Below are 11,882 nucleotides of genomic sequence, written 5' to 3'. Positions count from 1 at the left end.
TCAGGCGCAGTCTGGGTAGGACGGCCGTGTATCAGATAGGCAGTGCGTAGGACTGCTTGACTGTTTGGCTTGGCACATCGGTCTTGACGTTCTGGATGCCGTTTTTGCGCGTGAGGTGTGTGGCCTGGAATTGCCGATACTCATCCAGACCGGCTACCACCACGCGCAGCAATGCATCGCTCTCCCCGAGCATGATGTAACATTCCACCACTTGGGGCAGCCCCTTCATGGCGGCCATGAAATGGTCGATGGTCTCCGCATCCTGAGCCGTCAGCCAGACCCGCGCGAACATCGACAGCCCGAGGCCGACCTTGGAGGCGTCAAGCACGGCGACATATCGGTCGATGACGCCCGACTCCTCAAGTAGTTTGACCCGGCGCAGGCAAGGCGAGGGCGACAATCCTACTTCCCGAGCGAGTTCAATATTCTGCAAACGCCCGTCACGCTGGAGCGCGCGGAGGATGCGCCTGTCGATGTCGTCCAACTTGGTTGGCATTCAGTTCGACTTTCTCAGATAGGTTTGGTTTCTAATGCCGATACTGCGCATTTAATTGGCATCAACGCAACCCAATTGCTTGATCCCTGCTCTAGAATTCCATCCATGGAAGCAGGAACAGTATTTTTCTTCGCCGCGACGGTGTTGCCTTTGATTTGCACGCCTGGGCCGGACATGCTGTTTGTGACATCGCAAGCTTTGTCAGCGGGAGCCGCCGCCGGTCTCCGCGCCACGGCTGGCCTCTGCCTCGGCTACACCGTGCACTCGGTTCTCGTCGCCATCGGCGTTGCGGCACTGGTTGCCGCTTCTCCGCTGCTATTTGCGGCACTACGCTGGATGGGCGTCGGATACCTGATCTATCTCGCCTTCATGCTGGTACGATCAGCGATGAGTACGGGACGTCCCGAGACCTCGACCGAGCCAACCGGACGCCAGATCCTGCGTGGCCTCATGACCGCGCTTCTCAATCCCAAGGGGATGATGATCTATTTTGCGATCCTGCCGCAATTCATGACTGGCAACATCAACCCCGGGTTCCAGGCATTCTTCCTGTCGGCAATCTTCATTTCCCTATTGGCGGCGGTCTATTCAGGCCTAACCATTATCATTGCCGCGCTGGGAACCCGAGAAGCTCTCGGCGATCGCAGTCGCAGGTGGATCGAAGCAATAGCCGGCGGCCTGTTGATGGTGGCGGCAGGACGGCTTGCGATCGGCGAGGCGGGGCAGGGGCCGTGGTTTTTTTCGGCACGCTCACGCGCCAGCACACCCGATGTTCTGTGGAGGGAATCCACCAATAGTTAAGCCGTTGATATCGCGTTAACCATGAAATCAATACGGAAGTTAAATAGAGGTTGGATTCCGCTTGTGCGATCCTGATCGGACCCGAGCCCGGCGACGAAGCATTTCTTTTATCTGTCGCTCGGTCAAATCGCTCGAAGTGCGAAGGCCCGACGTTCTCACGACATCGGCCTGGCTGTCAACGATAATGTCGAGGTCTATGCCGGGCTTTCCGGGCAGCAATTTGCCATGGTCGGAGATCCGTACTTCGTGGATAACTTTTGATCATTCTTGCAGAAGAAATGGCGAAATTGGCACAAGAACTGCGAGGTGAGGGGGTGTTTTCGCACCATAATAGGACCCGTTGGGCGAAGGAATTGCGTTCCGGAATGCCTTAAAGTTCTCAGCTGAGAACTTTTCTCGTCTATTTGAGAAGATTGGCGTACCCTAAAAAGTTCTCAGCTGAGAACTCGCGCACCGGGGTACCCCTTTGTCAACGACCTCGTCCTCACCATGTGATCTGAATGAAATCAGCCGATTTATTGGCAGGGCCGTGGTAAACGGCCTCCACGTTGTTCCCGTCGGGATCCAACAAGAAGGCTGCATAGTACCCCGGATGGTAGTGCCGCTCGCCGGGAGGGCCGTTGTCCCGGCCGCCGGCTTTCAAGCCAGCTTCATAAAACCGCTCCACCGTTTCGCGATCCGCAGCCTGAAAGGCAAAGTGAACGCTCGTTGCGGACTTGCCTGAATCGACCCACAGCTCATCGGCAAAAAAGTACTCGCCTCCATCCGTTATCTGAATACCGAGAACTCTGAGGACCGCTTCGTAGAAGCGCTTGCTTGCCGCTAGGTCCGATGAGTGCAGATGCAGGTGATCGATCAGACGTCCGCGTTTGAGTTCCATCATCCGTTTCCTTCCCATAGGATCTGCGAAAACATATATGCGCCGATCTATGATTTTCTCGAATATAGCAGGGGCAGCGAGCGAATTGAACCGCTTGCATATCCGCCGCCGCTTCTCAACGCATACCGCGCATATGGCTCTCGACGCTGCGAAGATGTCGCCGCATGGCATCAGCCGCCATGACGCCGTCGCGATCCGCGATCGCTTCGACGATCTGTTGATGCTCTGTGAAGCTGTGATGATCGGCAGGCGGGCGAACGGGCGTCTGGCGCAGCCGGCCCCAGGTGACGGCGCGGCGCACGGCGTTCAACGTGTCCAGAAGTCCGAGCAGCAGGGAATTCTGCGATGCTTCGCCGATCGTCCGGTGCAGCCGGTTGTCCCACTGTTCATACTGCCGCCATGTCGGCGCCTGTTGCGCCTTGATCATGCAATTGCGAATCTCGGCGATTTGGACGCCGGTCGCGTTGAGGGCAGCGCAGCGTGCCACCTCCGGCTCGAACGCAATGCGCGCCCCCATGACTTCGAGCGGGTTGGTGCGCTGAACCATCGCATTGATGTCGGCAAACGTATCGATAGGGCGGTCGCCGAGGAATGTTCCCTTGCCAACGTGCCGCCATACCGTCCCCTCCGCCTGCAAGGTCGCGAGCGCCTTGCGCAGCACCGCGCGACCAACGTCGAGCGATTGCGCAAGTTCACGTTCAGGAGGCAGGCGCCCGTCGTCCGGCAGTTCGATATTCGCAAGGAAGTTCTTCAGCTTTCCCAGCACATCGGTGTCCAAGTTCTGATCCATGATGCAAACCAATTGATGATTGGTTTATCCAATAATCGGCTACTGTGTTTCTGTCAACCGTAAACCCTCTCGTTCAAGATCGGGCTTTCCTTCATAGAAACGCCAGGAAAATCTGAAGGAATAACGCATTGCTTGTCGCTTACCAGCGTTCTCTCCGCCAAGTTTCCCGGAAATATAAGTTGACATATGCTGGCATTAATGAATGATTGGTTTGCAATTGGGTTCTGGGAGGGACACAAATGTCGGGAGGAAAACATGAATATCCTAGCTAGGAAAATCCGGGCGTCGGCTTCTGCTGTCGCCATCTGCTTCGCAGTCGCTGTTTCGGGACAGGCTTGGGCAGATCCAATGCGCGTCGCCTTCGGTGACATCGCCACGGTAGAATCGCTTCATCTGCTTGCCGCCTTTGAGCGCGCCAGGGAAAAGGGCGTGGACGTTCAAGTCACCTTCTTGAAGAGCGAGGATATTGCGGCTCAGGCGGTGGTCAGCGGTCAAGCAGACATCGGCGTCGGAGCGCCATACGCTCTGCTCCAAAAGGTGAAGGCGCCGATCCGCATCTTCATGCAACTGAGCAAGCTGCAGTTCTACCCCGTCGTCAATACCGAGTTCTACAAGAACTGGAAGGATCTCGATGGCCAGGAGATCGCCGTCCACTCGCGTGGATCCGGCACCGAGGCGATAATGCAGCTGATGGCCGAGAAGAACGGCATCAGCTACTCCAGCATCTCCTACGTCCCTGGCGCGGAAGTGCGCACCGGCGCACTGCTGCAGGGAAATGTGAAGGCGACGATCGTCGACTCGTCCGGCAAGCGTGTGTTGGAAGACAAGGCCCCCGGCAAGTTCGCGTTCTTGCCCATGGGCGACGTCAGCGCGACCGACGAGGCGCTCTTTGCAAACACAGATTACCTTTCCGCCAATGCCAAGGACGTGGAGATTCTGGTCGAAGCCATCCTGACGACCTGGCGGGAGGTCGCAGCCGATCCAAAGTCTGTCACGGCTCTCAAGGAGAAGTACAAGCTGCTCCCGGACGCAACGCCTGAGATGGTGGCCGACATAGAGCCGTATTTCGCAGAATCCGCACCGAACATGCCGCTCAATGGTGGCGGAGGGGCAGCTGCAAAGGATGATCTCGAGTTTTACACGGTCTCCGGCGCACTTGAAGGGGATGCAAAGGATCTCAAGGTTGAGGACTTCTGGGATCTATCGGCTCTAAATAACGTCCTATCCAGGATCGGTACGAAGTAAGATGCAGATGAGCGTTTCCCCTGCCAAACTCCGTGACGGGATTGGCGCCCCGAAAGAGGTGCCACCTACCGTCCTCGAAAAGATACAGTCCTTTGCCGACGAACGGCGATCCTTCTGGATCGTTGTCTCGCTCACACTGCTCTTCGCGTCCTGGGAAATGGCCGGTAGGATCCCCATAAGCTTTGCCTTTCCGACATTTCTTGAAACCCTCTCGGCTTTCGGCGAGATGGTGGCCGATGGAAGCATGCACAAAGCCTACCTCATCACCCTACAACCGCTGGTAATGGGTGTCCTTGTTTCGGCGCTGGTCGGTATTGGCCTCGGTGTTGCCATGGGCCTTTCCGACAAGGCTGAATGGCTCCTGGCGCCAGTCTTCATCGTCCTGCAAGCTGCGCCGATGGCTGCGCTCGTACCGCTGGTTACTTTTGTCTACGGCATCGGACTGACAGCAAAAACGCTCGCAGTGATCATGCTCGCGCTCCCCGTGATCGTGCTGAACTCCTATAAGGCCGTGCGTCACGTCAATCCGTCACTGGTGGACATGTGCCGATCTTTCCAGGGCTCGCGTGTTCAGCAGATATTCAAGATTATCATTCCCGACGCCTCACCGGTCCTGTTCGCAGGCCTTCGTCTCGGCATAGCTGCCGGCTTCATCGGCGTCATGCTGGCCGAACTGCTGATCACGCCGACCGGCATCGGCGATCTCATCACCTATCACCGTTCGGTCGCCAATTACGCCCATATGTACGCCGCCGTGGCCTCTATCATAGCCGTGTCAACGCTGACGCTTGCCGGCTTGCAATATGTTGAAACGCACCTGCTGCGTCCTGAAAAAAGGAGAAAGTGACATGGCCAATTCCGCTTTGGCACGCAGCGGCAGCGTGAAGGCCGCCTCCAGCAACGATGCCGTTGTTCAGGTTCGCGATGTCTGCAAAAACTACGGCGACATTGAAGCGTTGCGCGGCATCAACCTGGAGTTCGAGCGGGGCAACCTGACCACGCTTCTTGGCCCTTCCGGTTGCGGGAAGACGACGCTTCTTAAGATTATCGCCGGCCTTGTACCTGCGACGTCAGGCGAGATTCGTGTCAACGGTCGTGCCGTCACGGCACCGGGTCCCGAGCGTGCCTTTGTTTTCCAGGATTTCGCACTGATGCCCTGGGCGACGGTGCTGCGCAATATCGGCTTCGGCCTTGAACTCAAGGGGGTGACCGCTGCGGAGCGGGATCGAACGGCCCGCCGCTACATCGAGCAGGTGGGGCTTGCAGGCTTCGAGCAGAAGTATCCGCATGAGCTCTCGGGTGGCATGCGTCAGCGCGTCGGCATCGCCCGCGCCTTCGCTGTGAACGCGGACGTACTTTTGCTGGACGAACCTTTTTCCGCCGTCGACGAACAGAACCGGCGCAAATTTCAGGAGGATTTGCTCAGGTTGGTCGAACTGGAAAAGAAAACATTCATCTTCGTGACGCACTCGATCGAAGAAGCGGTCTATGTTTCCGATCGAATTGTCCTTCTTTCTCCGCGTCCGGGCCGCGTGTCGCAGATTATTGACCCGATGATCGATCGTACAGCCTCTCCCGATGACATTCGCCGCGACGCCGTTTATCTCGATGTGGTCGAGGAAATCTGGCAGGGGCTACGGCAGTATGCGGAGTAACGACCATGACTTTGTTCGGTAGACGCATTCCCATGATGACTTCGCTGATATTCTGGCTGCTCGTCTGGGAGATCGTCGGACGCCTTGAGGTCATGTTCCTCATCCCGCCGATCACCTCCATCGTTGCTGCAGGCCTCAACCTCGTGCAGACCGCTTCTTGGCAGAGCGCATCGCTCATCACACTGCGCGCCTTCATCTACGGAATGGCCCTTGCCATTGTCGTCGGCGTGCCGCTCGGGGTTCTCATGGGACGGGTGAGGGTGATAGACAACATCTTCGGCCTCTGGGTCAACATGTTCGTCAGTGCGCCCTTGTCGGCATTGGTTCCGATCCTGATGATCCTGTTCGGCATGGGCGAAACGACCGTCGTGGTAACGGTCTTCCTGTTCGCGGTCTGGATCATCGTGCTGGATGCAAGAGCCGGAGTCATGCAGGCGCCGACGTCGCTCATCGAGATGGGACGCAGCTACGGCGCCTCGCGCTGGACTATCTTCACCAAAATCATCCTTCTCTCCGCATTACCCGAAATATTAGCCGGCATCCGGATCGGCCTCATCCGCGGAGTAAAGGGTGTTGTCATCGGGCAGATACTGGTCTCCATCATTGGCTACGGGGAGCTTTTCGAGCTCTATTCCCGAAGCTTCGACATGGAGCGTTTCTGGGCCCTTACCATGCTGCTCTTCGCGGCGGCGATGCTGCTGTCGGCAGGGGTGGAACACTTTGAAAAACGCATCGAATACTACGCAGGAGTGCGATAATGAACGAAATGCCTCAATTGAAGAAATACGTCATCACGCCGGCACCGGTGCCGACATTGGCAGTCGCCGGAAGCGATGCGCTCTTTCCGATCCACCGCATCTATTGCGTCGGGCGTAACTTTGCCGATCACGCTATTGAAATGGGGCATGATCCCAATAAGGAACCACCCTTTTTCTTCCAGAAGAACCCGGATTCCATCGTCCCGTTGGGCCAGGACTTTCCCTATCCCAGCGAATCGAACGACGTCCACCACGAGATCGAGCTCGTCTTGGCGCTGCAGAAGGGTGGCGTCAACATTACCGTCGAGAACGCATTGGACTGCGTCTATGGCTATGCAGTCGGCCTCGATATGACGCGTCGCGATCTTCAGGGGGAGGCCAAGAAACTCGGCCGACCATGGGAAACCGGAAAGGCCTTCGAAGCGTCGGCTCCATGCGGTCCATTGCACCCGGTCTCGGAAGTGGGCCATCCCACCCAAGGTGCCATCTGGCTCAAGGTAAACGGCGAGATACGTCAGAGCGGTGATCTTAACCAGATGATCTGGAAGGTGCCGGAAATGATCGCCTATCTATCGCGCCTCTTCGAACTGAAAGCAGGCGACCTTATCTTCGCGGGAACACCCGCCGGAGTTGGCGCCGTCGCAAGGGGTGACGAGATGGTCGGGCACGTCGCTGGCGTAGACGACATAAGTTTCCGCGTCGCCTGATCTGGAACGGCCTGTCGCCCGACCATTTGCCAACAAAGAGGGTGCGCTTCGGCGCGCCCTGCCTTCATGCACAGCCCTTCTGGGCTCATGTCCTCACTTCATTTCCGGGACTCCCGATGCCTGCATCGCTCATGCTGTTGATCATGTTTGCCCTCGTTCTTGGGCTTGTTGGTTGCATATCCGGCTTCCTGGCCGGTCTTTTGGGCGTGGGCGGAGGGATTGTCGTTGTACCCGTCCTCTACCTTGTGCTTGCCGCGTTCGATGTCGATCCAGCCCTGAGGGCACATATCGCCGTCGGCACATCACTTGCCACCATCATTCCCACATCTATGCAGTCGATCCGGGCTCATAAAGCCAAAGGCGCAGTCGATCGCGATCTCTTGATGATCTGGGGGCCGTTCGTTGCCGTTGGCGTGCTGCTTGGCATCGTCATCGCTTCCTATGCGACTGCGACGGTGCTGACTGCCATCTTCGGAATCGTTGCCGCGCTCGTGGCGATGTATATGCTCTTCACCCGTGAGGGTTGGCATCCGGTGAAGGGGCTGCCCGGTCGCCGGGGGCAGGCGGGTATGGCAACGACCATCGGAACGATCTCGACTCTCATGGGTATTGGTGGCGGCACCTTGACGGTACCAGCACTCAGCATCTGCAGCTATCCGGTGAGACGCGCCGTTGGCACGGCCTCGGTAATCGGCCTTATTATCGCAGTTCCCGGAACATTGGGCTACATTGTCAACGGCTGGGGCAAGGCCGGGCTACCGGCGTTCTCTCTCGGATATGTCAATATCGGTGGGCTCGTCGCTATCGTTCTCACAAGCATGTGGTTAGCGCCGCTCGGCGCTCGCACGGCACACTCCGTCGAGCCGCGTACGCTGCGCCTGCTGTTCGGCATCTTCCTTGCGATTACCTCTACGAAGATGCTGTTTGACAGCTACCGCATTCTTTCGTGAGGCGGAGCATCCGATCAGAGGGCACAGCAGGTAGGGCCTCAAACACGGCAGACTTTCCTCGCAATATCGATCAACGCACGCAGCTTCGGCTGATTTTGGGCCCGTCGCGGAAAGTATAGGAAGAGCCCTGGAGTGGTGGGCAGGTACGGCTGCAGAACGCCGACAAGGAGTCCAGCCCGAAGCTCCGTTTCTACTGCAATATCTGCGACGTATGAGAGGCCGAGACCCGATGCGGCAAGCGAGACAAGGAGGGCTCCATCGTTGACGACAAGGCTGCCCGGCGGATCGACAGAAAGAGAACGGCCGTTGCGTTCGAACTCCCATCGATAGATTGCGCCAGACGTCGGAAAGCGATAGCGAATGTTTTCGTGCGCAGCCAAGTCTTCCGGGCTCTGGGGCAAGCCATGTGTCGCCAGATAGGAAGGACTGCCAACGACCGACCACATGATGTCGCGGGTAAGTCTCACGCCAATCATGTCGAGCTCGACATATTCGCCAATCCGGACGCCGGCATCGAAGCCGCGCCCGAGCAAGTCGACCGCCGCGTCCTCCACGGCGATCTCGATCCTGATTTTCGGATGCTCACGCCGAAGAGCAGGCACCACCGCGTCAACGAAGAGGGGCACTGCCATCCGAGGTACCGTGAGGCGTAAAAATCCTGATGGTTCATCTTGCGCGGATCCCGCAGCGTCGACAGCCTCGGCAATGTCGGTAGCCGCCGACTTGACGCGTGACAGCAGCGCCGTTCCCGCTTCGGTCAATCGTACGTGCCGTGTGGTGCGAACGAATAGGGCAACGCCAAGCTTCGCCTCGAGCGCCTTGACAGCTTGGCTTATAGCCGCAGGAGAAACACCGAGATGTGCCGATGCTGGTGTGAATCCGCCCGATTCTGCGACGGCAAGGAATACGGCGAGACCGGAAAACGGATCATGGATTGTGCGCATGATTATAAAGGTAACCTAAATAGTATTGTAAGATAAGGCCCGTTTCTTGGCACAATGAAGTGAGCTAGCATGGCGCATTTCTTTTCTAGGAGATAGAAGATGACAACCATATCTGGCAACACTTTCGCCCTGGCTCGGCGACAGGTCTTGAAAGGCATTTTGGCAGCAGGTGCCGTTACCCTGCCGGACACCATCACACCCGCAGCGGCGCAGATACCCGGCATTCTTGCTGGAAAAGTCGTAATTATCACCGGCGCCACCTCCGGTATCGGTGCGGCAACTGCCAAGGCGTTTGCACTTGCCGGCGCTCGCGTCGCCTTCAACGGTCGGCGGGAGGCGCTTGGACGAACGGTTGAGGCAGAGATAAGCAAAGCGGGCGGCGAGGCTGTATATATCAAGACGGATATACGTGATGCCGGCCAGGTCGAACGTTTCGTATCGGATGTCATCGAGCGTTATGGCAGGCTTGATGTCGCGTTCAACAATGCCGGCATCGACCTGCCGCCTGCCCCTATTGCCGACACCGATATTATCGGTTTCGATGACCAGATCGCCACCAACCTGCGTGGAGTGTTCGTCTCGATGAAATACGAGATACCGCATCTCGTGCGTTCAAGCGGCGCCATGGTCAACATGGCCTCCATCGGCGGTCGCCACGCCTTCCCGAACATTGTCGCCTATGGTGCGTCGAAAGCCGCTGTCATTCACATGACGCGGGCGGCCGCCCAGGAATATGGCCGCAATGTACGCATAAATGCTATCGCTCCGGGCGCGATCGAGAGCCCCATGTTGGAGCGTGTGCGCCGTGACTGGAACGTCAGTAACGAGCAACTGGTCGCACCCTATCCGATGCGGCGGGTCGGTACCCCGGAGGAAGTTGCAGCTCTGGTTCTGTTTCTCGCCAGCAATGAAAGTTCTTACTTGAGTGGTCAAGTCATCGGAATCGACGGCGGTGATTTGCCTTAGCACAGGCAATAGTCTCCCAAACAATCACGCCAGTGGCGGTCCCGTCCATTCCAGCACCAAGTCGACGACGTTTTTTCCCCTGAAGCCATGTGGTCGTTCGTGCGGTGTGCGCTGCAGCAACGATTCATGCTTGAAATGTTCAGTAGATGCGTTCATGCTAAACAAGATTACTCAACACGGCGCAGAGATCGTGTGAGGACAAGGGAACAAAGGATGATGTCTAAAAGCGGCGCGGTGTCGCTTGTGTATCTGGGAGGAATGCATGAAAACGATAAAGCAGGCCCTACTCGGGGCAACTTCGGCGCTGATCTTGTTAGGCGCAGCGCCGAACCTGGCGAAGGCCGATGAATTGACCCTCTGCTGGGCGGCCTGGGACCCCGCCAACGCACTTGTTGAGCTGTCCAAAGATTTTACTTCTCAAAGCGGAACGACAATGAAGTTCGAGTTCGTGCCCTGGCCGAATTTCGCCGACCGCATCCTCAATGAACTCAATTCAGGTGGCAAGCTCTGCGATCTTCTGATTGGCGACAGCCAGTGGCTCGGCGGTTCAGCGGAAAACGGTTATTACGTGAAGCTCAATGATTTCTTCGACAAAGAGGGGATCAAGATGAGTGATTTCGCCGATGCAGCGGTCAACGCCTATGCAACATGGCCGAAAGGCACGCCAAACTACTGGGCGCTTCCGGCAATGGGCGATGCCAATGCATGGTTTTACCGCAAGGACTGGTTTGGCCAGCCTGAAATTCAGGCCGAATTCAAAAAGAAGCACAATCGTGATCTGGCAGCCCCAACGACCTGGGATGAACTGCTGGAGGTCGCCGAGTTCTTCAATGGCCGCGAAATTGACGGGAAGAAGGTTTATGGCGCCGCGATATTCACCGAGCGCGCTTCCGAAGGCATTACGATGGGCTCGACATCGGCTCTATATCCCTATGGCTTCAAATATGAAAATACGCCGGGCAAATATGACATGGAGGGTGCTGTCAACTCTCCGGAAGCGATAGCTGGGCTTGAAGCCTACAAGAAACTCTACAAATGCTGCACGCCGCCCGGATATACCGACGCCTATATGGGCGAAAGCCTCGACGCATTCAAATCCGGACAAGTGGCCATGGCGATGAACTGGTTCGCCTTCTTCCCTGGCCTCTACAAGGACGAGAAGGTCGGCGGAGACAAGATCGGGTTCTTCGTCAACCCGAAAGAGAAGGTTGCGGCATCGACGCTGGGCGGGCAGGGAATTTCCGTCGTCGCCAACACAGACAACATGGATGGTGCTCTTGCCTATATCAAATGGTTTGCGCAGCCGGACGTTCAGAAGAAATGGTGGTCGCTTGGCGGATACGCCGTGCACAAGTCAGTCCTGAACGACCCTACTTTTACGGAGAGCCAGCCGTTTGCCGCCGACTTCCTGGTAGCCATGAACCAGGTGCAGGATTTTTGGCAGGAACCGTCCTACGCCATCCTTTTGCAAGCTATGCAGAAGCGCCTTCACGACTATGTCGTTGCCGACAAGGGCACAGCGAAAGAGGCGCTTGACGGGCTTGTCAAAGACTGGACCGAGGTCTTCAAGGACGACGGCAAGCTCTAAAGCTCCGGCGCCTCAGACGACCCGGTGCTGCAGTGACTGCCCGGATCTGAAAACATGCCGGGCAGTTTCTTCAAATGCGATACTTTGAAATTCAGGTGAGTC

13 protein-coding genes are annotated in these 11,882 nt (G+C 57.2%); 9 read left to right on the top strand and 4 right to left on the bottom strand.

Features of this window, described 5'->3' with window-relative positions:
• Positions 1-31 precede the first annotated feature (31 nt).
• Positions 32-496 (bottom strand): Lrp/AsnC family transcriptional regulator, encoded by a 465-nt coding sequence (locus CU100_RS20750; RefSeq protein WP_106718480.1) that lies wholly within the window; start codon positions 494-496, stop codon positions 32-34.
• Positions 497-601: 105 nt separating this feature from the next.
• On the opposite strand from CU100_RS20750, the gene CU100_RS20745 reads away from it, so the two are divergent.
• The gene (locus tag CU100_RS20745; protein ID WP_106718479.1) at positions 602-1,297 is read left to right on the top strand and encodes a LysE family translocator; all 696 of its coding nucleotides are present in this window, start codon (positions 602-604) and stop codon (positions 1,295-1,297) included.
• Positions 1,298-1,781: 484 nt separating this feature from the next.
• On the opposite strand, the gene CU100_RS20740 is transcribed toward CU100_RS20745, so the two are convergent.
• Positions 1,782-2,177: a VOC family protein gene (locus tag CU100_RS20740; protein ID WP_106718478.1), complete on the bottom strand. Its 396-nt coding sequence runs from the start codon at positions 2,175-2,177 to the stop codon at positions 1,782-1,784.
• Positions 2,178-2,292: 115 nt separating this feature from the next.
• Entirely contained in the window at positions 2,293-2,967 is a 675-nt protein-coding gene (locus CU100_RS20735) for a FadR/GntR family transcriptional regulator (protein ID WP_106718477.1), read from the bottom strand.
• Between the two features lie 255 nt (positions 2,968-3,222).
• Here CU100_RS20735 and CU100_RS20730 point away from each other — a divergent pair, with 255 nt between their 5' ends.
• The 6 genes from CU100_RS20730 (at position 3,223) to CU100_RS20705 (ending at position 8,282) form a co-directional block, all read left to right on the top strand.
• The gene (locus tag CU100_RS20730) at positions 3,223-4,212 is read left to right on the top strand and encodes an ABC transporter substrate-binding protein (RefSeq protein WP_106718476.1); all 990 of its coding nucleotides are present in this window, start codon (positions 3,223-3,225) and stop codon (positions 4,210-4,212) included.
• Between the two features lie 7 nt (positions 4,213-4,219).
• Entirely contained in the window at positions 4,220-5,059 is an 840-nt protein-coding gene (locus CU100_RS20725) for an ABC transporter permease (RefSeq protein ID WP_106718682.1), read from the top strand.
• A 1-nt stretch (position 5,060) separates the two neighbouring features.
• Positions 5,061-5,867, top strand: coding sequence for an ABC transporter ATP-binding protein (locus CU100_RS20720; RefSeq protein ID WP_106718475.1), 807 nt, complete (start codon positions 5,061-5,063; stop codon positions 5,865-5,867).
• A 5-nt stretch (positions 5,868-5,872) separates the two neighbouring features.
• Complete coding sequence (locus CU100_RS20715; protein ID WP_106718474.1) at positions 5,873-6,625, top strand: ABC transporter permease; 753 nt, start codon at positions 5,873-5,875, stop codon at positions 6,623-6,625.
• A complete protein-coding gene (locus CU100_RS20710; protein ID WP_106718473.1) occupies positions 6,625-7,332 on the top strand; it encodes a fumarylacetoacetate hydrolase family protein in 708 nt (235 codons plus the stop codon). The genes CU100_RS20715 and CU100_RS20710 overlap by 1 nt, the downstream gene beginning before the upstream one ends.
• Before the next feature lie 116 nt (positions 7,333-7,448).
• A complete protein-coding gene (locus tag CU100_RS20705) occupies positions 7,449-8,282 on the top strand; it encodes a sulfite exporter TauE/SafE family protein (protein ID WP_106718681.1) in 834 nt (277 codons plus the stop codon).
• Positions 8,283-8,320: 38 nt separating this feature from the next.
• Here CU100_RS20705 and CU100_RS20700 read toward each other — a convergent pair whose 3' ends face one another.
• Positions 8,321-9,226, bottom strand: a complete 906-nt coding sequence (locus CU100_RS20700; RefSeq protein ID WP_106718472.1) for a LysR family transcriptional regulator — start codon at positions 9,224-9,226, stop codon at positions 8,321-8,323.
• 99 nt (positions 9,227-9,325) lie between these two features.
• On the opposite strand from CU100_RS20700, the gene CU100_RS20695 reads away from it, so the two are divergent.
• Positions 9,326-10,192 carry an SDR family NAD(P)-dependent oxidoreductase gene (locus tag CU100_RS20695; RefSeq protein WP_106718471.1) on the top strand — a complete coding sequence of 289 codons (867 nt, stop codon included), beginning with the start codon at positions 9,326-9,328 and terminating at the stop codon, positions 10,190-10,192.
• A 262-nt stretch (positions 10,193-10,454) separates the two neighbouring features.
• Complete coding sequence (locus tag CU100_RS20690) at positions 10,455-11,780, top strand: ABC transporter substrate-binding protein (RefSeq protein WP_106718470.1); 1,326 nt, start codon at positions 10,455-10,457, stop codon at positions 11,778-11,780.
• Positions 11,781-11,882: the final 102 nt, after the last annotated feature.

Origin of the sequence: Phyllobacterium endophyticum, from assembly GCF_003010935.1 — a bacterium.
Taxonomy (GTDB): domain Bacteria; phylum Pseudomonadota; class Alphaproteobacteria; order Rhizobiales; family Rhizobiaceae; genus Phyllobacterium; species Phyllobacterium endophyticum.
The sequence above is the reverse complement of the archived record's forward strand: the minus strand, read 5'-3'. Positions and strand labels throughout refer to the sequence as shown.